This window comes from Salipiger mucosus DSM 16094 (genome assembly GCF_000442255.1).
Taxonomy (GTDB): Bacteria; Pseudomonadota; Alphaproteobacteria; order Rhodobacterales; family Rhodobacteraceae; genus Salipiger; species Salipiger mucosus.
In genome coordinates this window covers 311,704-335,035 of record NZ_KE557273.1, presented here as the reverse complement: position 1 = coordinate 335,035, position 23,332 = coordinate 311,704, and the positions used below count along the sequence as shown (strand labels likewise).

Sequence of the window (23,332 nt, the reverse complement as noted above, 5' to 3'; positions counted from 1 at the left end):
GACAGCGAGCCGGATATCGCGCCCCACGGCGCTGCTCTCCGCCTCTGGCGCAGGAGACCCCGCGTCACACACCACGAGAGGCGCGAACACCGCCTCATCTCCGGCGCCCTCATCGGCCGGCAGGACAAGCTTGCCGTCCTTCGCCATGCGCCGCCACGCCGACAGCTGGTTCGGCTGGATACCGAACCGCGTTGCAACATCGTTCACCGTCATTCCCGGCTGGAGCGTCTCGGCGACTGCCTGCGCCTTCGCCTCATCCGGCCAGCGCCGGTGTCCGGACGCGTAGATCTCCACACCGAGCGATCTGAGAAACGCATTTGTAGCGCACATTGCGAACCGCACTCCCTAACTCACGATAAGGATGCTCTCGCATTCGCCGAAACATCGCGGAAGGTGACCGCGGGACAGCGCTTACAGAAGTTCACGCGGTAATAAACCATGATGTGGTCGCGGCCGCGCGGCATGGAATGCGAGGATTAGTCAATTTCTCATTGACGACCTGGCAGGCGCATGACGACCAGTTCAGATGTAGAGAACTGGGTCCGGCATTCGCGACTACAACCTTTGATCGCTGTTGCGATCAGTGTTCTTGACCGTTTTCGACTTCGGCCAAACCTAGGACCGCGTTTACCCAAGAGACCTGCCACGGAAGAATTTCGGCGGCAGGTCTCATGCGACCGTTGAACGCGAAACCCTCCCCGACTCCCAAAATCAATCAGGGCGTTCGAGTGACAGCACGCCGAGTCCATGACTGATCATCTTTCGGAAGATTGCGAATTACTTGGCCTCAGTGGCTGTCCGTCCAGCGTCCTTCCGGTTCGGCCTTCGTAGTTCCTTTGGGTGGTTTGGCCGAAGGCAATGGCACAAAACGCTCCGATGCCGAGCGCTGCGGGCGGCACGCTGCCAGCGAGTATCGCGAGGTTGTTGCAGGCGCCGAAAACACCCGCAGTTTCCACCATCCAATTCGCACGTGCGGGGCGTCTTCCGGATGAAACAAGCGCACGTTTCATTCCATATTTCATTGGAAGGAGAACCAAAGGCGCTCCGCCGCCTGCCCAGGAGACAAAAGGATTTGCCTCGACAAAGCCAGCCGCGAGGCCAGCCGCAGTACTTCCGGCATCCGAAAGGTCACCAGGGCCAAGCCGTACACGATCAAGTGGATCCTGATCCTGCGAACTCAGAACATATGCCTGACGTTCCCCAGCCGCATCCGTGGGACCTCTTGCGTCCGCGCGCGTCAAACTATGGGAGGTCGCTTCGAAGTTGTTGTCGTCGGTCCGGTGATGTGAACACGCTGAGACACCAAGCCCTGTCACGAACACAACACAGACAGAAACCACCCTTGCCTTCATACGAAAGACCCCATGATCCGAATTTCATTTCGGGGTCATGGATTACCGGCAAGCTCTTAAATGATACCTAACGTCCGATTTCTCAAACCAACCATTCCCAAATAGGAAGCTCACTGCTGAACGGAGCGACAACCAACTCAATTTGATTTCATTTAAAGGACTACACCGCCACCGCCAGCGCCACGACCCACATGCCCACAGCAAATGCCGTATGCGCCAGCAGGCCCATGCCGCGCGCCTTCCAGGGCTGCGGCGTCCTGGCGGCGGCCCAGCCGAGGCCCATGCCGGGCTGCAGCAGGAACCAGCCGGCCGCGATGGTCAGCAGGCTGAAGATCCAGAGCGGGACAAAGGCCGCGCCCTCCAGCCAGCCCGGCCCGACGATCGCCAGGAAGAGCGCGCCGTAGATCGCGCCCACGGCGTAGTGGAACGCCCAGCCCAGCGCCAGCTCGCCCTGCACCGGGGAGACCGCGCCGATGTCGTCGTGGAAGACCCGGCCGCGCATGACCTCGACGACCCAACGGCCGACGTTGGCCCAGTTGGGCATCCCCTGCCCCGCCAGCCGGTTCAGCGCCAGCGCCCAGAGGTCCATCGCCACCGTGCCGCCGATCCCCATCGCCAGCCCTGCCCAGATCCAGCCGTCCATCCACAATCCTCCCTTTTGTCCGCGCCAACTGCTTGGAACGGATCGCCCCGCGGCACAAGAGCGCGCCGCGCAAGTGCCCGTCCCGGCGCCGAAACCGCGTCCGCCAGGCCACGCAGCGGGCGCGTCAACCTGAGGGCCACAGACGAATCTTGCCCCGAACGAATGCCTCTGGTATTTCCGGGGCTGCAGACGATCTCTTCTCGACCCTACTGTTCTCCGACTTTCGGCACAGTCCCTTCGAAAGACGTGAGATGCCGGGCTGTCGCACTACCGCGGGCAGCATGAACAGATAGAGGGTTCATCCCATGGCAACTGGCACAGTTAAGTGGTTCAACACCACCAAAGGCTACGGCTTCATCGCACCCGACTCGGGCGGCAAGGACGTGTTCGTGCACATCTCCGCCGTCGAGCGTTCGGGCCTCACCGGCCTGTCCGACAACCAGAAGGTCTCCTACGAGCTTCAGTCGGGCCGTGACGGCCGCGAAAGCGCCGTGGACCTGCAGCTCGCCTGAGCGCAGCGCCATCCGTGACATTCGGCGCCGCCGTCCCCGCGGGGACGGCGGCGTTTTTCATGTACGACTGGTACGGCACTTCCGTACGGCTCGAAGCGCTGCGGCGTTGCATCGCGAGACGGGCGGCGGCATGCTCCGACGAGTTATTGCCGCAACGGAAACCCCGATGCCCGCACCCTACGATCTTCTCATCCTCGGTGCGGGCCCGGCCGGCTCGGCCGCTGCGCTGATCGCGGCGCTGGCGGGGCTGCGCTGCGCGGTCGTCGACAAGGCGCGCTTTCCCCGTGACAAGCTCTGCGGCGGCTTGCTGACCGGCCGCAGCCTGCGCCACCTGACCGAGATCGGCAGCCTGCCGCCCGCCGACGTGCTGGAGCGGCACGACACCATCGCCTTCCATCGCCACGGCCGCCCGCTGGGCGAGATCGCGGGTTGTCCGCCCGTCCATCTGACCATGCGGCGACGCCTCGACGCGCATCTGCTCGAACGCGCGGGCGACGCGGGGGCCGAGATCCTCTGCGGGCGGCGCCCCACCGGGATCGAGGGCGACAGGGTCACGCTCGACGACGGGCGCAGCCTGGCCTTCCGCACGCTGATCGGCGCCGACGGCGTGAACAGCCCCACGGCACGGCACCTCTTCGGCGCGGCCCATGACCCCGCGAAGATCGGCTTCGCGCTCGAGATCGAGAACCCGCCCGAGGACGACCGCCGCCTGCGCGTGGATTTCGACGCGGTGCGCTGGGGCTACGGCTGGCGCTTTCCCAAGGCCGGCAGCACGACCATCGGCATCGGCGGCCTCCAGTCGCGCAATCCGGCGATGAAGACGCATCTCGCGGGGTATCTCGCGCAGCTCGGCACGCCGCGCCGCGCGCCGGTCAAGGGGCATCACCTGCCCTTCGGCGACTTCCGCCGCCATCCCGGCCGCGCCAACGTGCTGCTGGCGGGCGATGCGGCGGGCCTCGTGGACCCGATCACCGGCGAGGGCATCGCGCATGCGCTGGACAGCGGCCGGCTGGCCGCGCTGGCCTGCCGCGACGCGCTGGCGGCGGGCGATCCGGCAGGCGCGCTGACGCGCTACACCGCGGCGCTGCGCCCGATCCACCGCGCGCTGTCGCAGGCGCGGCTGCTGCGGCCGCTGGTCTTTTCCGCCGGCAGCGGCGACTTCTTCGCGCGCGCCTTCGAGGACTCGCGCAGCCTCAAGCATCACTACATGGCGCTGCTCGCGGGCGAGGCCGAGTATCCCGACATCCTGCGCCGCACGCTCCTGCGCCTGCCCCGCAGGCTCTGGCGTCACGGGGTGCTGGCCCGCTGAGGCTCAGCCGAAGAGCCGCCACCCGGCGAGCCAGCGGGTCGCCGTCGTGAGGAAACAGGCCCCGGCAAAGACCAGCGCCAGCACCGGGAAGAATGCCGGAAACAGGCAGATCGCCACGAGGAAGCCGATGGTCTCGGCCCCCTCGGTCAGCCCGCCGAGGTAGTAGATGCCCTTGGTCGGATAGTCCTCCGCCGCGATGCCGCGCCGGTCCGCGATCAGCGAAAACGCGAGAAAGGACGACCCTGTGCCGACAAAGCTCGCGATCACGACGGCGGCCGGCAGCGCGTTCACCCCCGGATCGGCCAGCGCGAAGCCCAGCGGAAAGAGCGCGTAGAACAGGAAATCCAGCGCGATGTCGAGAAAGGCCCCCCGGTCGGTCGGCCCGTTCATCCGCGCGACCTCTCCGTCGAGACCATCGGCGAGGCGGTTGCCCAGCAGACCCGCCAGCGCCAGCAGCGGCCAGCCCAGCGCGGCGGCGAGGACCCCCAGCAGCCCCACGCCGAAGCCCGCCAGCGTGATGGCGTCCGCCCCCACGCCCGCGCGGTGCAGGGCGCGGGCGGGCGGATGCAGCAGGCGGCGCTGAAGCGGGATGAGCGCGGCGTCGAACATGCGGGGTCTCCGGGTCGGACAGGGCTTCGCCGGTTGTCCCGCGACGGCGGCGCGCGGGCAAGGCCGTTTTCCGTGTGCGGGAGCGAGGCCGAAGCTCTGGCCGCGTGCCGAAGGCTTGCAACCGCCCGCCGCGCCCGCGATACCTTGCGGCACCGTTTTCCAGACCGGAGACCCCATGCCGCGCCACTGGCTTCGCCTCGCCCTCGCCGCCCTTCTCGCCAGCACCCTGCCGGGCGCCGCGGCGCGCGCCGAGAGCCTGACCGTCTTCGCCGCCGCGAGCCTCAAGACCGCGATGGACGAGATCGCGGCGGACTACCGCGCGGCCACGGGCGACGAGGTCGCCGTCTCCTTCGCCGGCTCCTCGGCGCTGGCCCGGCAGATCGAGCGCGGGGCGCCTGCGGATGTCTTCCTCTCGGCCAACACGGCCTGGATGGATCGCCTCGAGGAAAGCGGCGCCATCGCGCCCGGGACGCGCATCGACCTGCTCTCGAACCGGATCGTGCTGATCGGCGCGGACGCCGAGGGCGCGCCCGTGGCGCTGGACAGCCCCGACGCGCTGGCCGGGCGGCTGGGCGACGGGCGGCTCGCCATGGCGCTGGTCGACGCGGTGCCGGCGGGGATCTACGGCAAGGCTGCGCTGGAGTCGCTGGGTCTCTGGGACCGCATCGCGCCGCAGGTGGCGCAGGCCGACAACGTGCGCGCGGCGCTGGCGCTGGTCGCCTCGGGCGCGGCGCCGCTGGGCGTGGTCTATGCCACCGACGCCGTGGCCGAGCCGCGCGTCGGCGTGCTGGCGACCTTCCCCGAGGACAGCCATCCGCCCATCGTCTACCCCGGCGCCGCGACCGCCTCGGGCGACAGCGCGGCGGCGCGGGCCTTTCTCGACTACCTGCAGGGCCCGCAGGCGCGCGCGGTCTTCGAACGGCAGGGCTTCGCGCCCCTGACCGCGCCGTGAGCCTGCTTGGCCCCGAGGCGTGGCAGGCCGTCCTGCTGTCGCTCAAGGTGGCCTTCTGGGCGACGCTCTGGGCCCTGCCGCCGGGCATTGCCGTGGCGCATGCGCTGGCGCGCGGGACCTTTCCGGGGCGGCACCTGCTGAACGGGGCGGTGCACCTGCCGCTGATCCTGCCGCCGGTGGTCACGGGCTACCTTCTGCTGCTGACGCTCAACACCAACGCGCCGCTGGGGGCGGCGCTGGAACAGCTGGGCATCGTCTTTGCCTTTCGCTGGACCGGCGCGGCGCTGGCCGCCGGGATCATGGGCTTCCCGCTGATGGTGCGCGCGATCCGGCTCTCGATCGAAGCGGTGGACCCCGGGCTCGAGGAGGCCGCCGCGACGCTGGGCGCCTCCCGGCTGCGGGTCTTTGCCACGGTGACCCTGCCGCTGATCCTGCCGGGCATCCTGGCCGGCGCGATCCTCGCCTTCGCCAAGGCGATGGGCGAGTTCGGCGCCACCATCACCTTCGTGTCGAACATTCCCGGGCAGACGCAGACCCTGCCCTCGGCGATCTATGCCTTCCTGCAGGTGCCGGGCGGAGAGGGCGCGGCGCTGGGGCTGGTGGCGGTCTCGGTGGTGATCGCCATGACGGCGCTGCTGCTCTCCGAGGCGATCTCGCGGCGCATCGCGCGCCGGGTGGCGGGCCGATGACGCTTTCGGTCGACCTGCAGCACCGCCTGGGCGAATTCGCGCTGGACGTGGCCTTCGAGGCGCCGCCGGGGCTGACCGTGCTTTTCGGCCGCTCGGGCGCGGGCAAGAGCTCGGTCGTGCAGGCGGTCGCGGGGCTGCTGCGCCCCGAGGCGGGGCGCATCGCGCTGGGGGAGCGGGTGCTGTTCGACAGCGCGGCGGGCGTCTTCCTGCCGCCGCACCGGCGCCGTCTGGGCTATGTCTTCCAGGATGCGCGGCTCTTTCCGCACATGAGCGTGCGGCGCAACCTGCTCTACGGCCAGCGCCTTGCCCCGCGCGAGGCCGCCGGCCCCGGCCTTGACGAGGTCGCGGAGCTGCTGGGCATCGAGGCGCTGCTCGAGCGGCGGCCCGGGGGCCTTTCGGGGGGCGAGCGGCAGCGCGTGGCGATCGGCCGGGCGCTGCTGGCGCGGCCGCAGCTCATCCTCGCGGACGAGCCGCTGGCGGCGCTGGACGAGGCGCGCAAGTCCGAGATCCTGCCCTACTTCGAGCGGCTGCGCGACGAGATCGGCCTGCCGATCCTCTACGTCAGCCATGCCACGGCCGAGGTGGCGCGGCTGGCCACGCATGTCGTGGTGCTCGAACAGGGGCGCGTCGCGCGGCAGGGCAGCGCCGCCGAGGTGCTGAGCGACCCGCAGGTGACGCCGCTCGGCGCCCGCGCCGCGGGGGCCGTGCTCGAGGCGCGGGTCGTGACGCAGCACCCCGACGGCATCACCGAGCTGGCCGTGGGCGCGCTGCCGCTGCTGCTGCCGCGCGTCGCCCGCGCGCCCGGCGCGGTGGTGCGCGTCCACGTCGAGGCGCAGGACGTGATGCTGGCGACGACGCGGCCCGAGGGGATCTCGGCGCTCAACGTGCTGCCGGTCACCGTGCGCAGCCTGCGGCTGGGCGAAGGACCGGGCGCGCTGGTGCAGCTTGCGGCGGGCGACAGCCTGCTGCTGTCGCGGATCACGCGCCGCTCGGCCGAGGCGCTGAAGATCGCGCCGGGGCAACGGCTCTACGCGGTGCTCAAGGCCGTCTCGGTGGCGCCGGACAGCGTGGCCGAGGGCAGCTAGGGCGCGAGCGCCGCGCCCAGCGCGGCGGCCATGCGCCCGATGGCGGCGATCTGCGGCGCCTCGCGCGACAGGTAGTCCTCGCTGCCGTAGCCCCACCAGTCCCAGCAGCCGTTGGGGTTCCCGCCGAAGACATTGTACCAGGGGCCGGGCACCGTCGCGGCCTGCGGGTAGAGCACGACGATGCGGTTGGCCTCGGCCCAGGCGTTGTAGCCCGTGCGCCGGGCAAAGGCGTCGCCGATCCGCTCGGCCCCCTGCTTGCAGCCGTGCAGCGCGATGTGCAGGCGGCAGGTCTCCCCGGCGGCGCAGGAGGCCGGCACGTAGACGAAGCCGGTTTCGCCAAGCCCGGTGGCGCCCTCGGCGTAGGGGCCCTGATCGTAGCTGCGCAGGTGGTCCGGCACCGCCTGCCCCGGCGCGAGCGGACCCAGCAGCCACGACAGGATATCGCCCGCCTGGTCGATGTCGCAGTCGTTGAGGAAATCCGGCGCGGTGCGGTGGCACTCGACCTGCCCCGCCTCGGTGAGGAAGCCGTGCCCGGCCTCGACGTCGGTGACATAGCTCATGGCCCCGGAGGGCACGCCCAGCGCGGCATAGGTCCCGGCCAGGGCGTCCATCGCGGGGCGGCCCACCGTGTCGTCCCAGGTGCCGTGAAAGAGGTAGACCCGGTCGTCCGCCAGCCGCTCGGGCGGATCGATCCGGCCTTCGAGCGCCGCGATCGTCTCCAGCGTGCGCGCGGTGCCCGGCTCGATCCAGAACTGGTCCATGCAGACGAAGAGCGCCCGGTACACGCTGCCGCCCGCGCAGTCGTAGGGGCCGCCCGCGACCACCCCCGCGCCGGTGACGGAGGCGGAAAAGGCGGTCTGCAGCTGAACGGCCATGAAGGCCCCGCTGGAGAGCCCGGAGACGGTCACCTCCGGCGCCAGGGACAGATCGGGCAAGGGATCGGCCGCGGCCGGGGCGGCCAGCAGGGCAAGGGCCGAGAAGCAGGCAACGCGCATCGGAAACTCCCGGTGATATCCGGGCCGGAGCCTAGCACGGCCGAGGCTTTTCGCAGCTGCAGAAAATCCCGTTGCGCTGCACCGGCCAATTTTTTCATCGGCCTTTGCGGGAAATTGATTTTGCTCAAGGCCGAGGAGATATCTGGCAATCAGAATATGTGGGCGCCACGCAAGAACACGCAGCGATCAAAGCGGACCGGCGGAGCGCCCCGGCACGAGTAACGCCGGGAACCTGGACAGACCTCGGAGGACCCACACCATGGCGGTCACAACCATTCAGAACCCACCGGATGACGTGCTGAACACCGAACCGGACTACCGTGTATCCCACGTTTTCAGCATCGACGACATCACCGGCACCTTCGACGGCCTGACCCAGGGCGACGTCGAGGCCGGAGAGTTGCCCGTCATCGACGTCTCGGCCGCGCCCAAGACGACGACCGAGGGCGTCAGTCTCTACCCGATCAACAGCGAATTCGGGTTCATCGTCACCGATTTCGACGGCGCCGTGGAAAAGGACTTCTACCTGAACCCGGAATACACCGAAGGCTGGGCCGGCGACCTGCACGGCGAGGCCGGCGAACAGCTGGGCCTGGTGGTCTCGAACGCGCCGACCGACACCTTCCAGACGCCCGCCAAGCTGGGCACCTGGCTTGCCGGTCTGGGCGGCAACTCGGTCAAGGCCTCGACCGAGCACTACGCGGTCATGCAGCATGTGCTGTCGGACCAGCTCTTCCCGGGCGATCCCTTCGCCGCCTACCAGCTAGACGACAACCTCATGGTCGTCGGCGGTGAACACGACGGCGAATACGTCGCCGACGTGCTGACCTACATCGACGACGAGAACGGCGACGGCGAGATCGACATCCGCGACATCCTGGCGCCGAACGAAAGCACCATCACCGAGGCCATCGCCGTGAGCGACGACTACTCGGTGACCATGAAGGACGACGGCAAGCTGCTCTACCGCTGGGGCAACGAGGTCAAGCGGCCGAACGACATCCGCCTCGAGGTGTCCCTGCCGCTGCCCGACGAATGGAGCGAGGAGGACACCGAGTCCGGCCTGATCCCGCTTTACCGCGTGACCGCGGCCGAGCTGGTGACGGAACACACCATCACCAACAACCCCAACGACCAGATCCGTCCCGAGGATCTCGAGAACGAATCCGCCATCGGCCAGCTTCCCGGCTACACCGTGGACGCCCGGGGCCGCTGGGTGTCGGAAGAGGGCTTCTACGCCGGTGACGGCACCTTCTACCCGGCGGGCACCATCCTGCGCGATCCCGCGCTCGCGAGCGCCGCGGAGGGCAGCCTGCTCGACCGGATCGGGGCCATGTCCTCGGACCTCGAGGGGGGCTTCACCAACGCCTACTACACCACGATGGACCGCGAGCCCTTCATGGCCGATCTGACCGACGACGGCACGGACTACGAGATCGGCCCGCGCTGGCGCCTGCAGCCCGACAAGTACGGCCAGGACCTGCCGGGCGTGGTGATCCCGCTCGACCCGCGCCTGACCGCCCTGCCCACCAGGGACGAGGTGCGCTACGAGGTCGGGACCGACACCACGACGGTGATCAACCTGCTGGACTGGGAGAACCCGGTCTCGCCGCTGTCGATCAGCATCGGCTACCAGAACAACTCGGGCGCGCCCTCGATCAACGGTCTCAACATGACCAATGATCTCGACGTCGCCTTCTACGTGAAGGGCGACGTGAAGCCGGCGACGCTCTACAACACCGAGCTGTTGATGGACTACGAGGAGATCGAGATCTTCGACGCCGGCGACACGGTCACCGGCAGCACCGGCTCGGACTACCTCGTCGGACAGGGCGGCAACAGCTTCACCGGCGGCGCGGCGGACGACCTCTTCGTGGTTGCCTACGGCGCAGGCGAGGACCTCACCGGCGTCGCGGCCAGCACGATCACCGACTTCGCCATCGGCTCGGACGTGGTCGGCCTCTTCGACATGGGGCTCACCGACCTCAACTTCGATCACTTCCTCGACCAGACGGTCTCGGGTGGCGACCTTGTCCTGAGCCTTGGCGGGTCGGAGCTGGTCACGCTCGAGGGCGTGGACAGCGAGCTGGGCGTCGAGAGCTTCCTGTTCCTCAACCGCTTCGTGGCCGCCGATACCACGGGCACCGCGGGTGACGACGATCTCGCCGGCGATGCGGGCGACAACGTGATCGAGGGGCTTGCTGGCAACGACACGATCCTCGGCCTCGACGGCGACGACACGCTCTACGGCGGGCTCGGGGACGACCTGCTCGAGGGCGGCCTGGGCGACGACGTGCTCGACGGCGGCCCCGGTGCCGACATGCTCATGGGCGGCCTCGGGTTCGACACGGCGAGCTACGGCAGCGCCACGGCGGGCGTGCTCGTCGACCTGCTGGGCCTCGTGGCGGCGACCAACGACGCGGCCGGCGACACCTACGATTCGATCGAGGCGCTCGAGGGCAGCCGTTTCGCCGACAACTTCCGCGGCGACGACGGCGGCAACACGCTCTTCGGCGGCAACAGCTCCGACCGGCTCTACGGCCGCGCGGGCGACGACACGATCGACGGCGGGCTCGGCGTGGATGCCATCTACGGCAACCTCGGCGTGGACGTGATGAGCGGTGGCTCGGCGGGTCAGACCGACCGGTTCATCTACTTCTCCGAACTGGAGAGCCGCCCGCACATCGGCAACCGCGACATCATCACCGACTTCGAGCCCGGCATCGACCGGATCGAGATCGGACGGATCGACGCCGACAGGACGACGCCGCTGAGCCAGGACTTCACCTTCATCGGCAACGCGCCCTTCTCCGGCGCGCCCGGCGAGCTGCGCTACGTCTACAGCAACGGCGCGACGGTGATCCAGGGCGAGATGGACGGCGACGGCTGGCCCGACTTCGAGATCGAGCTTTCCGGCATCCTGACGCTCACGGTGGACGACTTCCTGCTCTGACGCGGGGCATCTCCGGGACCGGAGGGGGCGCGGGCCTGACCCGCGCCCCCTTTCTTTTGCGCCACGACGCGGCGGAGACCCCGGACACGACAGGACCGCCCGCGCGTCACGCGCCGGGCGGTCCCATGCTGTCTGACGGTGGCGCTGTCAGCGGCGGCCGTGGCCCCCGCCGTGCCCGCCACCGCCCGACCGCTCGCTGGCCGAGCCGCCCAGCTTGCCCGACGCGCGGCGGACCATGACGCCCTTCATCTCGTCCTCGCCGGGCGTGCCGATGCTGCGCGCCTGGTTCGCCTCGTGATACTGCGACGTCACCTCGTCATCCGAAGTGGCCCAGGGGTTCGCGTGCGACGCCGCGACGGCGCTGCCAAGGGTGCAGGCGACGCAGAACGCGGCGCCCAGGATGTGTTTGCTCGACATGGATGGTGTGCCTTTCGTCGTATCCGATTCGATCTCGCCGCGCGCGCAGTCACATTGCAATATCAGAATACGAAAGGCCAGAAGACTTGCGCGGACGACCACGCGACAAGCCGGACTTCGCCGCCGTCAGCTGGCGTGCAGGGCGAGCATCCGACCAGACGAAAGACCCGGAGGCGTGCGAAAGAAGCATGGTATCAGGTGGGAAACGCCGCCCCCTCGACCAAGGAAAACAGTGCCTTGGGAGGGAAGTGGCGGACCGAGGAGGATTCGAACCCCCGACCCCCTGATTCGTAGTCAGGTACTCTATCCAGCTGAGCTATCGGTCCGTCGAGGCGGGGTTTAGACTCGCCCGCCGGGCTTTGCAATAGGCCCCGGGGAAGAATTTTGCTTCACGTCAGGTCGCCCATCGGGAGGCGCACTTCGAAGCAGGTCCCGTGCGAGTCGCTGCCCGTCAGCGAGAGCGATCCGCCGTGATTCCGCACCAGCTCGGCCACGATGGCGAGGCCGAGACCCGCCCCGCCCTTGCGCGCGCCGCCCTGGAAGGGCTGGAACAGGTGATCGCGCGCCTTGGCCGGCAGGCCGGGCCCGGTGTCGGTCACGCGGATCACCCACTCGCTCTCCGCCGCGCGGGCCGAGACGCTGATCTCGCCCGGCTCGCCGTTGCCGATGATCGCCTGCCGCGCGTTGCGCACGAGGTTGGCGATGACGCGGTAGAGCTGCTCGGGGTCGCCGCGAATCTGCATCGTCGCGGGAATGTCCTCGGAGAGGCTCACGTCGTGGTCGCCGATGGCCAGCCGCTCGGCCTCGAGCACCTCGTTCACCAGCGCCGCGAGGTTGAACTGGGTCAGCACCGGCGCGGGCTCCTCGGCCTTGCCGAAGGCCAGCGTCGTCTCGCAGAGCGAGACCGCGCGGGTGATCGAGCCCACCAGCTTGGGCGCCAGCCGCTTGACCGCCGGGTCCTCGGACATCTCGATGCGGTCGGTGAAAAGCTGCGCCGAGGTCAGGATGTTGCGCAGATCGTGGCTGACGCGGGCGACGGCGCCGCCCAGCTGGGCCAGCCGCTCCTTCTGCCGAAGGCTCTGCGAGAGCTGGGTTTCCAGCGACTGCAGCGCCTCCTCGGCCTCGCGCAGCTCCTTCACGCCCGCGGTCGGGCGGATGATGCTGCGGGCATCCTCGGGCGCGTCGGCAAAGCGCTTCATGTGGTTCACCACGCCCTTGATCGGCGCCACGAGGAACCGCCGCACGGCCATGAAGAGCAGCACCGCCGTGATGACCGAGATCACCGCCGAAAGCATCAGGATCCGCAATCCGTACTCGATCATCGCCGCGCGCAGCGGCGCGCTGTCCATCGTGACCTCGATCAGCTCGCCCGCGTCGCGCTGGGGATAGCCCAGCACCCGGATCAGCCGGTCCTGCGGGTCGATCAGCCGCGCCAGCGCGTCCCGCACCAGCACCCAGGGCGTGGCGTCGCGCAGATCGAAGCTGGCATCCACCGCGCCCGGCATGGGCGACGACAGCATCAGCTCGCGCGTGGCGTCGCGCTGCAGGGCCACGTTGTAGACGCCGGCGTTGTCCAGAAGCTCCTGCTCGAGCTCGGGGTCGATCATGTCGTCGGCCAGCAGCGCGAGCGAGGCGATCTGCGCACGCTCGAGCCGCGCGTCGAGATAGTCGACGCGAAAGCGTGCCACGGAGGGCAGAAAGATCAGCACCTCGGCCAGCATCACGAACACGGTCGTGAGGATCAGGAAACGGCCGGAGAGCGAATTGAGCATAAAATCTTGCGTCTTGAACCTATGGCAGCCAGCGCTGCACCAGTCTGACCGCCGTTTTCACCATATCGTTCTGGAACAGCCTTGGGGTGAAATAGGTTCCCGCGACGCGTTTGTTAAGCTCTCCGAGAGTCGGATAGGGCGCGACCATGCCGGCAATCTGGCTCATCTTGAGCCCGGCCGAGAGCGCCAGCGCCCATGTGCCGATCAATTCGCCCGCCTGCGCGCCCGCGATCGTGGCCCCGACCGGCTTGCCGCGATGGATCATGACCTTGACCAGCCCGGCCGTCTGGCGCTCGGCGATGGCGCGGTCGTTGTGCTGGTAGGCCTCGCGGATCACCTCGAGCCTGTCGCCGTATTCGGCGCGCGCCTCGGCCTCGGAGAGGCCCACGTGGGCCAGCTCGGGCCGGGTGTAGGTGGCGCGCGGAATGATCTGCGGCTTCGTCCGCACCGGCAGGCCCAGCACGGTCGAGCGCACGATCAGCCCGCCGTGGTAGCCCGCAAGATGCGTGAACTGCCCCTGCCCCGCCACGTCGCCCACGGCAAGCACGCGGCGATTCGTCGTGCGCAGCGCGGAATCGACGGTCACCCCGGCCTTGGTGGTCTCGATCCCGGCCTTGTCGAGGTCCAGCCCATCGACATTGGGCCGGCGCCCGACCGCCACGAGCAGGTGCGAGCCGCGGTGCACCGCGCCGTCGGCGGTCTCGACCTCGATGGCGCCCGCGCTGCCGCGCACCTCGCGCGCGGCGGTCTGCTCGAGGATCTCGACGCCCTCGGCGCGCAGCCTTTCCAGCACGATGGCGGCCATCTCCGGGTCTTCGCGGCCCAGCGCCGTCTCGGCCTCGATCACGGTCACGCGGGAGCCCAGCCGCCGGTGCGCCTGCGCCATTTCCAGCCCGATGGGGCCGCCGCCGACGATCAGCAGGTGCTCGGGGCGCTCGCGCAGCTGCCAGAGCGTTTCGTTCGTCAGGTAGGGCACGCCGTCGAGCCCCGGGACCGGCGGCACGAAGGGCGAGGAGCCGGTGGCCAGCACGATCCGCCGGGCGGTGATGACGTGATCGCCTGCCTGCACCTCGGTCTCCGAGAGGAAACGCCCCTCCTCGCGGATCACGCGCACGCCGAGCCCCTCGAACCGCTCCTGGCTGTCGTTCGGGGCGATGCGGGCGATGGCCTGGGCGACGTGGTCCTGCGCGGCGGCATAATCGACCTGCGGCTCCGCGGCGGCGACGCCGTAGGGTGCGCCGTCGCGCATGGCCTGGGCATGATGCGCCGCGGCGATCAGCGCCTTGGAGGGCACGCAGCCGTAGTTCAGGCAGTCGCCGCCCATCTCGCCCCGCTCGAGCAGCACGACCCGCGCGCCCATCTGCGCCGCGCCCGCCGCCACCGAGAGGCCGCCGGAGCCCGCCCCGATCACGAGGATGTCCGTCTTGATCCGTTCCATCGCTCAGATGTCCTTTCGTCCGCGCAGGGCCTTGATCACCATCGGCAGCGCCGCCAGCGCGGCGAGCCCCAGCAGCGGGCCGATCACCTGCGGCTCCCACAGAAGGCTGAGGTCGGGGTCCTCGCCCCGGTCGAAGACCTCGCCCACGCCGACGCCGATCGAGGTGAAGACCAGCGCGCCGGGCACGATCCCAAGCGCCGTGGTCCACAGAAAGTTCCGGAAGTGGACGCCGACCAGCGCGGGCAGCAGGTTCGCGACGAAGAAGGGCACCACGGGCACCAGCCGCAGGATGAAGAGCACGCTGATCTCGTTCTCCTGCAGCCCGTCGCGCAGCCGCTTGACCGTGCCCTCCGAGGCCTCCATCCGCGCCGCGAGCGCCCGGCCGAGCCCCGCGCGGGCGGCCAGGAAGATCGCCGCCGCGCCCACGGTCGCGGCCAACACGTTGAAGGCGGTGCCGGCCGCCAGCCCGAAGAGGAACCCGCCGGTGACCGAGGCCACCGCCGCCCCCGGCAGCGAGAAGGCGACGATGGCGATGTAGACCGCCACGAAGCCCGCCACCATCAGCAGGTAGTGCGAATCGCGGAGCGCCAGCAGCGCCTCGCGGTTATCGCGCAGGGTGTCGAAGGTGAGCTGGTCGCGCAGGGTGAGGAAACCGAGGACGGCCACGGCCAGGATCACGATCAGCGGCAGGTGGCGGGCAAGGCCCGGCTTTCTGGTCTCCGGCATCTCGGCCTTTCCGGCGGGGGGATCGCTGTGCAATGTCATGAGGTAAAGATGCGCCGCGCATCCGCGGTGCGACACCCCCATCACGCCGCCTTGATTCCCGGTGACGCCTGCAGGCCACGAAACAGGGGGTCTTGCGGCCCCTGTAACAATTCCGGCGCCGCGCGGGCCCGGAATTGTTGCAGCTTTCCCGTTACGGGGGTTTGACAGGCGGGGCCGACCTCCCTATAGCACGGGCTTCCAATGACCGCGGCCCGGCGAATCCGTTTCGGGCCCGCCCGAGACATGGGGCAACGGCCCCCGAGACACGGAGAAGAGCGCGATGAAACGCACCTTTCAGCCTTCGAACCTGGTTCGCAAGCGCCGCCACGGCTTCCGCGCCCGCATGGCGACCAAAGCCGGCCGCAAGGTTCTGAACGCGCGCCGCGCACGCGGCCGCAAGAACCTCAGCGCCTGAACCGCGCGCTCTGCCCCGTGGCGGAGCCGCGCATCATGGCAGCCAGCGCCGCGCCGGAGACATCCGGGGCGGCTTTTGGTGTGTCCAATGCCCCGGTGACGGTGCTGCGCAAGCGCGCCGATTTCCTCGCCGCCGCCCGCGCGCGGCGTCAGCCGGTGCAGTCCATGCTGGTGCAGGCCCGCTTTCGGCACGACGGCGATCCGGCGATCCGCGTGGGCTTCACCTGCTCCAAGAAGGTCGGCAACGCCGTCGCCCGCAACCGTGCCAAGCGCCGGCTGCGCGAGGTCGCGCGCCTTGCCCTGCCGCAGATCGGCCAGCCCGGCTGGGACTACGTGCTGATCGGGCGGCGCGACATCACCGCGCAACGCCCCTTCGTGCAGCTGCAGGGCGATTTCGCCCATGCCCTGCGCAAGATCCACGGCACGGGGAAATGACGCCGCTGGCGCACCTGGTCGCCCTGCCCGTCCGGGCCTATCGCCTCGTCCTGTCGCCCTGGGTCGGCCACGGCTGCCGCTTCCACCCCACCTGTTCCGCCTACGCGCTCGAGGCGCTGGAAACGCACGGCGCGCTGCGCGGCGGCTGGCTGGCGGCGCGGCGCATCCTGCGCTGCAACCCCTGGGGCGGCAGCGGCATCGACAACGTGCCGCCGCCCCGCCGCAAGGACTAGCGCAGCGCGTTCTTCGCCCGCCGCAGCCCGGCCACGAGTTCTCCCACCACCGGCATCGTCTCGTACCAGCGGCCGCGATGGATGTCCGAGCGCGAGGAGCGCTGCAGCGCCAGCGCCGTTTCGGGCGCAAGGGTGCGCACCCCGGGATGCGCCCGGCGGAACCAGAAATAGGCCCCGTCCACGTGCATCGGCCCGCCCGCCGGGTCGTCGTAGGGCCGTTCGGCGATGGCGCGCAGGTAGGGCAGCGCCAGTTCGGCCGCCTCGCGCGTGACCCCCACCATGTGCGCCAGCTTGATCGGCGTGTCGGGCGAAACCTCGTGCAGCAGGTCCGGCGTCGCGGTGGGCGGCGCGTGGTAGCGCCCGGGCATGTGGGCCCAGAGGAGACCCCAGTCCTCGTCCCGCGCGGCAGCGGCCAGCGCCGGCAGGCGCTCCTCGATCCCGCGCACGAAATCCGCGTCGTCCTCGAGCAGCAGGAACCGCTCCGCGCCGTCGCGCAGCCCGGCCTCGAGCACCGAGAGGTGGCTCATGTAGCAGCCGCGCACGCCGAGGCCGGGAAACTCGCCCGGATCGTCGGGCCGCACGCCGGGCACCAGCGTCACCGAAGGATGATCGAACCCCAGCCCGAGGCGCGACAGCTGCGCGGCCATCTCGGCCCGGCGATCCGCGCGATCCGGCAGGTTGATGACGTAGACCCGGTCGAAAATCGACAACAACGCCTCGCCGCCGCGGGTGACCGGCATGAAGACCTCCTCGATGACTGCCCGCAGACTAGCAAAGCGCCGCGCGCCCGCCAGCATTCATTCACGCCGCCGCGCGCCGCGCTTGCCCGGGCCGGGATTCTCGACTAATGCCCGCGCATGCTTGACGCCGGCGACGATATCCACCCGCTCTTTCACGGAGCCCCCCGCACCACGGAGTTCAAGAAGCTCCGCAAGCGGCTCGTGCAACAGGCACGCGAGGCGGTGGACCAGTACGGCATGGTCGAACGCGGCGCCAAGTGGCTCGTCTGCCTCTCGGGCGGCAAGGACAGCTACACGCTGCTCGCCGTCCTGCACGAGCTGAAGTGGCGCGGCCTGCTGCCCGTCGAGCTGCTGGCCTGCAACCTCGACCAGGGCCAGCCGGGCTTTCCCGCGACGGTCCTGCCCGAGTTCCTCGAGCGGATGCAGGTGCCCCACCGGGTCGAGTACCAGGACACCTATTCCGTCGTCATGGACAAGATCCCGCAGGGGCGCACCTTCTGCGCGCTCTGCTCGCGGCTGCGGCGCGGCCACCTCTACCGCATCGCGCGCGAAGAGGGCTGTTCCGCCGTGGTGCTGGGCCACCACCGCGACGACATCCTCGAGACCTTCTTCATGAACCTCTTCCACGGCGGGCGGCTGGCGACCATGCCGCCCAAGCTGGTCAACGAAGAGGGCGATCTCTTCGTCTACCGCCCGCTGGCCCACGTGGCCGAGGTCGACTGCGAGAAGTTCGCGCGCGCGATGGACTACCCGATCATCCCCTGCGACCTCTGCGGCAGCCAGGACGGGCTGCAGCGCCAGCAGGTGAAGCAGATCCTCGACGGCTGGGAAAAGAACAGCCCCGGCCGCCGGCAGGTGATGTTCCGCGCCCTGATGAACGTGCGGCCCTCGCACATGCTGGACCCGGCGCTCTTCGATTTCGCCGGGCTCATGCGCGCGGCGCAGGCCGAGGCCGAAACTGACGACGCGGTTCCCGACCTGCGTTAAGCGCCGAGTCACTTCCTTGTTCTAGGTCTGTCGCCGTCCGGGTCAGAAAAGGGGGCTGCGACATGACATCCCGCCTCGCCGCGCTTCGCGCCGCGGTCGGGGATCTGCTGAAGCCCTGGCTTCATGGTCCCCACATGCTCGCGTTCCTGCCCGCGCTGTCGCTCGCCGGCTTCTGGATGGGGGGCGAGGCGGTGCTGCTCATGCTCTCGCTGTCGATGCCGCTGCTCTACATGGTGGCCGGCGACCGGGGCGCCGCACTGGCGCCGACCGGCAGCGTGGCGGCCCTGGGCGCCGACCTCGTCGACGCCCAGGGCGCGCAGGAGCTTGCGGACCGGATGCTGCACGCGGCGCGCGAGGCCGAGCTTTCGACCGCCTGCTACGTGATCGAGGCGGCGGAGCTCGACGCGCTCGCCCGCCATTTCGGCCAGGACACCGCCGAAACGCTGCGCGAGCTCATGCTCCGGCGCATCCGCACCATGCTGCGGCGCGAGGACCTGGGCGTGCGGATCGGCGACGCGCGTTACCTCGTGCTGCTGGGCCCGGCGCTGCGGCTCGACCTCGAGACGCAGCTTGCCGTCGCCGACCGGCTGCAGCGCGCGGTCGAGGAACCCGCCGAGACCGCCACCGGCACGCATTACCTGACGGCCTGCATCGGCTTTTGCGGTCTCTCCCGCCTGCCCGACGGCAGCGACGGCGCCCAGCTGCTCGAGGCGGCGCAGACCGCGCTGGCCGACGCGCAGGCCAACGGCCCCTCGGCGGTCCGCGCCTGGTCGGTCGGCATGCGGGCCGAGCGGCGGGCGCGGGTCTCGCTGCTGTCCGACATCGACCGGGCGCTCGCGAACGGCCAGATCCAGCCCTGGTATCAGCCGCAGCTCTGCACCTCGACCGGCCGCATCAGCGGGGTCGAGGCGCTGGCCCGCTGGCTGCACCCCGAACGCGGCATCGTGCCGCCCGCCGACTTCCTCGGCCCCCTCGACGAGGCCGGCCAGATGGACCGCCTCAGCGAGACCATCCTGCAGCACGCGCTCACCGCCCTGCGCGGCTGGGACGCCGAGGGGATCGACCTGCCCCGCGTCAGCGTGAACTTCTCGGCGACCGAACTGCGCAATCCGCAGCTTGTCGCCCGCATCAGGTGGGAGCTCGACCGCTTCGGGCTCGACCCCCGGCGGCTGGCGATCGAGGTGCTGGAAACCGTCATCGCGGAATCGCCCGAGGGCATCGTCGCGCGCAACATCCTCGGGCTGTCCGAGCTGGGCTGCCACATCGACCTCGACGATTTCGGCACCGGCCACGCCTCGATCACAGCCCTGCGCCGCTTTCCGGTCCATCGCCTCAAGATCGACCGCAGCTTCGTCAGCCGCATCGACCGCGACGAGGAGCAGCGCCGCATGCTCGCCGCGATCCTCGGGCTCGCCGACCGGCTCGACCTCGAAACCCTGGCCGAGGGGGTCGAGAGCGCGGGGGAACACGCCCTGCTGGCCCAGCTCGGATGCGACCACGTCCAGGGCTTCGGCATCGCCCGCCCCATGCCGGCCGCGCACCTGTCGGAATGGGCCCGCAGCCACGCCCGCGAGATCGCCGGCGCCCGCGACCTCGGGCGCAGCAGCGGCTGACCCTCCGGCGCGGCGCGTGCCCGCCGCCGGGCCTTCGGGGCCCGGTGCGCCCGCGCCCCTGCGTGACATGGTCACAAAAGCCTGCGGCGCCCGTGAATCGGCTTGACCTTTGCAGGTGCGGGCTGTTGAACCCGGCACTGACTTTCCAAGGACAGGTGGCGCCCCTCTCATGGACGATCAGAACAAGAATCTGCTCATCGCGACAGCGTTGAGCTTCGTCGTGATCCTCGTCTGGTTCGTGCTCTTCCCGCCACCGGAAGAGCCGGTCGAGGACCAGACGCCCCCGGCCGTCACCGAGACCCAGACCGAGGGCGGCGACTCCATCGCCTCGACCCCGGGCGTGGCCCCGGGCGCCGAGGCCGACAGCCCGTCGACCGAAGAGGTCTCGCGCCAGGCCTCCGACGCACCGCGCGTCGATATCGACACCGCGCGGCTTTCGGGCTCGATCTCGCTCGCCGGCGGCCGCATCGACACGCTGCAGCTCAAGGACTACACCGAGACGCGCGATCCCAGCTCGCCCAACGTCCAGATCCTCGCCCCCGTGGGCAGCGATCAGCCCTACTACGCGCTCTACGGCTGGGCCCCCGGCTCGGGCCTCACGCTCGAGGACGTGCCCGGCCCCAACACCGCGTGGGAGATCGAGGACGGCGAGACGCTGACCGTCGAGAGCCCCGTCACGCTGCGCTGGGACAGCCCCGCGGGCCTTGTCTTCCGCCGCACGATCTCGGTCGACGAGGACTTCATGTTCAGCGTCACCCAGTCGGTCGAGAACACCGGGGACACCCAGGTCTCGAGCGCGCCCTACGGCATCGTCGCGCGCCACGGCGAGCCTGCCGACCTCAAGAACTTCTTCGTCCTGCACGAGGGCGTCGTCGCCATGGCCGACGGCAGCCTCGCCGAGATCGACTACGACGACATGACCGACTTCGAGGTCGTGCCCAGCGAAGGCGCCCGCGCCGACGTGACCCAGGTCGCCTCGGACGGCTGGATCGGCTTCACCGACCACTACTGGATGACCACGCTCATCCCCGCGCAGGGCAGCGCCTTCAAGCAGGTCGCGAAATACGACGACCGCCGCGACATCTACCAGACCGAGTCCGTCATGCCGACGATGACGCTCGCCCCCGGCACCACCGAGGAGGTCACCACGCGGCTCTTCGCGGGCGCCAAGGAATGGGAAACCATCCGCGAATACCAGGACGAAGGCGTCGACGGCTTCATCGACAGCATCGACTGGGGCTGGTTCTTCTTCCTGACCAAGCCGATGTTCTGGGTGCTGCACCACCTGCACCAGCTCATCGGCAACATGGGCTGGTCGATCATCGGCCTGACGATCCTTCTCAAGGCGGTGCTCTTCCCGCTGGCCTTCAAGTCCTACGTCTCGATGGCCAAGATGAAGGAACTCCAGCCCGAGATGGAGAAGCTCAAGGAGCGCGCCGGCGACGACCGCCAGAAGCTCCAGCAGGAGATGATGGCGCTCTACAAGAAGGAAAAGGTCAACCCGGCCTCGGGCTGCCTGCCCATCCTTCTGCAGATCCCGATCTTCTTCTCGCTCTACAAGGTGATCTTCGTCGCCTTCGAGCTGCGCCACGCGCCCTGGCTGGGGCCGTTCCAGGACCTCTCGGCACCCGACCCGACCTCGCTCTACAACCTCTTCGGGCTGCTGCCCTGGGCCGCCCCGGAGCCGGGCAGCATCCTGGCGCTGGTCTTCATCGGCATCCTGCCGCTGCTGCTGGGCATCTCGATGTGGCTGCAGCAGAAGCTGAACCCGGCGCCGGCCGATCCGACGCAGCAGATGATCTTTGCCTGGATGCCCTGGGTCTTCATGTTCATGCTCGGCGGCTTCGCCAGCGGGCTGGTGCTCTACTGGATCACCAACAACACGATCACCTTCCTGCAGCAGTACACGATCATGCGCAGCCAAGGGTACACGCCGGACGTCTTCGGCAACATCAAGAAGAGCTTCAGCCGCAAGGACAAGGCCGCCGACAGCGCCGCGAACAAGCCCGGCAAGCCGGACGGCAAATGAGCGCAGGGCTCGCCTCCATCTGGCGCCACCCGATCAAGAGCCACGGCCGCGAGCCGCTCGATCACGTGACGCTGGAGGCGGGCCAATGCCTGCCCTGGGACCGCACCTGGGCCGTCGCGCATGAGCGCAGCGGTGCCGACGGCAGCGAGTGGGCGCCCTGCGCCAATTTCAGCCGTTGCGCCAAGGCGCCGCAACTGCAGGCCATCACGGCCCGGCTCGATCCCGCGGCGGGGCAGATCACCCTGTCGCACCCCGACCGGCCCGGCCTGACCTTCGATCCCGATGGCGACGCAGGCACCTTCCTCGACTGGGTCCGCCCCCTGATGCCGGAAGACCGGGCGCCATCGGCCCGCATCGTGCGGGCGCGCTCGCGCGGCATGACCGACAGCGACTTCCCCTCGGTGACCCTGTGCAACCTCGCCTCGCACCGCGCGGTCGAGCAGCGCATGGGCCGCGAGCTGTCGATCCACCGCTGGCGCGGGAACCTCTGGCTGGACGGCCTCGCCCCCTGGGAGGAGTTCGACTGGATCGGTCGCGAGCTGCGCATCGGCGGCGCCACCCTGCGCGTGCGCGAACGCACCGGCCGCTGCGCCGCCACCATGGCGAACCCCGAGACCGGCGCGCGCGATGCGGACACGCTCGGCGCGCTGAAGACCTGGGGACACGCCGATTTCTCGGTCCGCGCCGAGGTCGTCGCCGGCGGCGAGATCGCGCGCGGCGACCTGCTGGAGATGAGCTGATGCAACTGCCCTTCCCCCTCGCAGAAGAGCCCGACGACGCCGCGCGCGAGGCCGCGCGCAAGCTCTTCGCCGGAGAGGTCGACTTCCTCAAGGGCGTCGTCGCCATGGACGGCCTGCCCCCGGACGACCGCGCCGAGGTCTGCTTCGCCGGGCGCTCCAACGTCGGGAAATCGACCCTGATCAACGCGCTCACCGGGCGCAAGGGCATCGCGCGCGCCTCGAACACGCCGGGGCGGACGCAGGAGATCAACTACTTCACGCTGGCCGACAGCCACTACCTCGTCGACCTGCCCGGCTACGGCTTTGCCAATGCGCCGGTGGCGGTGGTCGAGCAGTGGCAGCGGCTGCTGAAACAGTACCTCGCGGGCCGCGTCTCGCTGCGGCGCGCCTTCGTGCTGATCGACGCGCGCCACGGCGTGAAGCCCGTGGACGACGAGATCATGACGCTCCTCGACCGGGCGGCAGTGACCTTCCAGGCGGTGCTGACCAAGGCCGACAAGGTCAAGCTCAAGGACCGCGAAAAGGTGCTGGACCAGGTGCGCGGCGCGCTGGCGAAGCACCCTGCGGCCTACCCCGAGCTGGTGCTGACCAGTTCGGAAAAGGGCGACGGCATCGCCACCCTGCGCGCGATCATCGCCGGCCTCGGCTGA

23 protein-coding genes and 1 tRNA gene are annotated in these 23,332 nt (G+C 69.6%); 14 read left to right on the top strand and 10 right to left on the bottom strand.

Going from position 1 to position 23,332, the window contains the following annotated elements:
• Together SALMUC_RS01750 and SALMUC_RS01745 are read right to left on the bottom strand one after the other, a co-directional pair.
• Window positions 1–294: transposase (locus tag SALMUC_RS01750; protein WP_245584648.1), on the bottom strand; the 294-nt coding region annotated here is incomplete at its 3' end.
• 1,218 nt (window positions 295–1,512) lie between these two features.
• A complete protein-coding gene (locus tag SALMUC_RS01745; protein WP_020042438.1) occupies window positions 1,513–1,995 on the bottom strand; it encodes a DUF2938 domain-containing protein in 483 nt (160 codons plus the stop codon).
• 305 nt (window positions 1,996–2,300) lie between these two features.
• On the opposite strand from SALMUC_RS01745, the gene SALMUC_RS01740 reads away from it, so the two are divergent.
• On the top strand, window positions 2,301–2,507 hold the full coding sequence (locus SALMUC_RS01740; protein WP_020042439.1) for a cold-shock protein: 207 nt from the start codon (window positions 2,301–2,303) through the stop codon (window positions 2,505–2,507).
• Window positions 2,508–2,673: 166 nt separating this feature from the next.
• Window positions 2,674–3,816: a geranylgeranyl reductase family protein gene (locus SALMUC_RS01735; protein ID WP_020042440.1), complete on the top strand. Its 1,143-nt coding sequence runs from the start codon at window positions 2,674–2,676 to the stop codon at window positions 3,814–3,816.
• A gap of 3 nt (window positions 3,817–3,819) precedes the next feature.
• On the opposite strand, the gene SALMUC_RS01730 is transcribed toward SALMUC_RS01735, so the two are convergent.
• Entirely contained in the window at window positions 3,820–4,425 is a 606-nt protein-coding gene (locus SALMUC_RS01730) for a CDP-alcohol phosphatidyltransferase family protein (protein WP_020042441.1), read from the bottom strand.
• Window positions 4,426–4,600: 175 nt separating this feature from the next.
• On the opposite strand from SALMUC_RS01730, the gene modA reads away from it, so the two are divergent.
• From modA to modC, 3 genes are read left to right on the top strand one after another with little or no spacing between them, the layout of a single operon-like run.
• Window positions 4,601–5,377, top strand: a complete 777-nt coding sequence (gene modA / locus SALMUC_RS01725) for a molybdate ABC transporter substrate-binding protein (RefSeq protein WP_020042442.1) — start codon at window positions 4,601–4,603, stop codon at window positions 5,375–5,377.
• Window positions 5,374–6,066, top strand: coding sequence for a molybdate ABC transporter permease subunit (gene modB, locus SALMUC_RS01720; protein ID WP_020042443.1), 693 nt, complete (start codon window positions 5,374–5,376; stop codon window positions 6,064–6,066). The genes modA and modB overlap by 4 nt, the downstream gene beginning before the upstream one ends.
• On the top strand, window positions 6,063–7,151 hold the full coding sequence (modC, locus tag SALMUC_RS01715) for a molybdenum ABC transporter ATP-binding protein (RefSeq protein WP_020042444.1): 1,089 nt from the start codon (window positions 6,063–6,065) through the stop codon (window positions 7,149–7,151). The genes modB and modC overlap by 4 nt, the downstream gene beginning before the upstream one ends.
• Here the strand turns inward: modC and SALMUC_RS01710 are convergent.
• Window positions 7,148–8,146, bottom strand: coding sequence for an extracellular catalytic domain type 2 short-chain-length polyhydroxyalkanoate depolymerase (locus SALMUC_RS01710; RefSeq protein ID WP_020042445.1), 999 nt, complete (start codon window positions 8,144–8,146; stop codon window positions 7,148–7,150). The two genes, modC and SALMUC_RS01710, sit on opposite strands and share 4 nt — an antisense overlap.
• A 259-nt stretch (window positions 8,147–8,405) precedes the next feature.
• On the opposite strand from SALMUC_RS01710, the gene SALMUC_RS27895 reads away from it, so the two are divergent.
• The gene (locus tag SALMUC_RS27895) at window positions 8,406–11,099 is read left to right on the top strand and encodes a calcium-binding protein (RefSeq protein WP_020042446.1); all 2,694 of its coding nucleotides are present in this window, start codon (window positions 8,406–8,408) and stop codon (window positions 11,097–11,099) included.
• A gap of 147 nt (window positions 11,100–11,246) precedes the next feature.
• Here the strand turns inward: SALMUC_RS27895 and SALMUC_RS01700 are convergent, their stop codons facing one another.
• From SALMUC_RS01700 to SALMUC_RS01680, 5 genes are all read right to left on the bottom strand, one after another.
• A complete protein-coding gene (locus SALMUC_RS01700) occupies window positions 11,247–11,516 on the bottom strand; it encodes a hypothetical protein (RefSeq protein ID WP_020042447.1) in 270 nt (89 codons plus the stop codon).
• A 249-nt stretch (window positions 11,517–11,765) separates the two neighbouring features.
• Window positions 11,766–11,842: transfer RNA gene (locus tag SALMUC_RS01695), tRNA-Arg, on the bottom strand.
• Between the two features lie 63 nt (window positions 11,843–11,905).
• Window positions 11,906–13,288, bottom strand: a complete 1,383-nt coding sequence (locus SALMUC_RS01690) for a sensor histidine kinase (RefSeq protein ID WP_020042448.1) — start codon at window positions 13,286–13,288, stop codon at window positions 11,906–11,908.
• Between the two features lie 19 nt (window positions 13,289–13,307).
• Window positions 13,308–14,726, bottom strand: coding sequence for a dihydrolipoyl dehydrogenase family protein (locus tag SALMUC_RS01685; RefSeq protein WP_020042449.1), 1,419 nt, complete (start codon window positions 14,724–14,726; stop codon window positions 13,308–13,310).
• Window positions 14,727–14,729: 3 nt separating this feature from the next.
• Entirely contained in the window at window positions 14,730–15,452 is a 723-nt protein-coding gene (locus SALMUC_RS01680; protein WP_037371048.1) for a TVP38/TMEM64 family protein, read from the bottom strand.
• A 319-nt stretch (window positions 15,453–15,771) separates the two neighbouring features.
• On the opposite strand from SALMUC_RS01680, the gene rpmH reads away from it, so the two are divergent.
• Genes rpmH through yidD form a run of 3 tightly spaced genes read left to right on the top strand, consistent with a single transcriptional unit; the run spans window position 15,772 to window position 16,573 of the window.
• Window positions 15,772–15,906 (top strand): 50S ribosomal protein L34, encoded by a 135-nt coding sequence (rpmH, locus tag SALMUC_RS01675; protein ID WP_020042451.1) that lies wholly within the window; start codon window positions 15,772–15,774, stop codon window positions 15,904–15,906.
• A 35-nt stretch (window positions 15,907–15,941) separates the two neighbouring features.
• On the top strand, window positions 15,942–16,340 hold the full coding sequence (gene rnpA / locus SALMUC_RS01670; RefSeq protein WP_021119700.1) for a ribonuclease P protein component: 399 nt from the start codon (window positions 15,942–15,944) through the stop codon (window positions 16,338–16,340).
• Window positions 16,337–16,573: a membrane protein insertion efficiency factor YidD gene (yidD, locus tag SALMUC_RS01665; RefSeq protein ID WP_020042453.1), complete on the top strand. Its 237-nt coding sequence runs from the start codon at window positions 16,337–16,339 to the stop codon at window positions 16,571–16,573. Before rnpA ends, yidD begins: the two co-directional genes overlap by 4 nt.
• Here yidD and SALMUC_RS01660 read toward each other — a convergent pair.
• Window positions 16,570–17,313, bottom strand: a complete 744-nt coding sequence (locus SALMUC_RS01660; RefSeq protein ID WP_020042454.1) for a glycosyltransferase family 25 protein — start codon at window positions 17,311–17,313, stop codon at window positions 16,570–16,572. The genes yidD and SALMUC_RS01660 overlap by 4 nt on opposite strands.
• A 117-nt stretch (window positions 17,314–17,430) precedes the next feature.
• Here SALMUC_RS01660 and ttcA point away from each other — a divergent pair, with 117 nt between their 5' ends.
• From ttcA to yihA, 5 genes are all read left to right on the top strand, one after another.
• Entirely contained in the window at window positions 17,431–18,300 is an 870-nt protein-coding gene (ttcA, locus tag SALMUC_RS01655) for a tRNA 2-thiocytidine(32) synthetase TtcA (protein WP_020042455.1), read from the top strand.
• A 62-nt stretch (window positions 18,301–18,362) separates the two neighbouring features.
• On the top strand, window positions 18,363–19,913 hold the full coding sequence (locus SALMUC_RS01650; RefSeq protein WP_020042456.1) for a putative bifunctional diguanylate cyclase/phosphodiesterase: 1,551 nt from the start codon (window positions 18,363–18,365) through the stop codon (window positions 19,911–19,913).
• Window positions 19,914–20,082: 169 nt separating this feature from the next.
• The gene (yidC, locus tag SALMUC_RS01645; protein ID WP_020042457.1) at window positions 20,083–21,942 is read left to right on the top strand and encodes a membrane protein insertase YidC; all 1,860 of its coding nucleotides are present in this window, start codon (window positions 20,083–20,085) and stop codon (window positions 21,940–21,942) included.
• Complete coding sequence (locus tag SALMUC_RS01640) at window positions 21,939–22,682, top strand: MOSC domain-containing protein (RefSeq protein ID WP_020042458.1); 744 nt, start codon at window positions 21,939–21,941, stop codon at window positions 22,680–22,682. The genes yidC and SALMUC_RS01640 overlap by 4 nt, the downstream gene beginning before the upstream one ends.
• Window positions 22,682–23,332: a ribosome biogenesis GTP-binding protein YihA/YsxC gene (yihA, locus tag SALMUC_RS01635; protein ID WP_020042459.1), complete on the top strand. Its 651-nt coding sequence runs from the start codon at window positions 22,682–22,684 to the stop codon at window positions 23,330–23,332. The genes SALMUC_RS01640 and yihA overlap by 1 nt, the downstream gene beginning before the upstream one ends.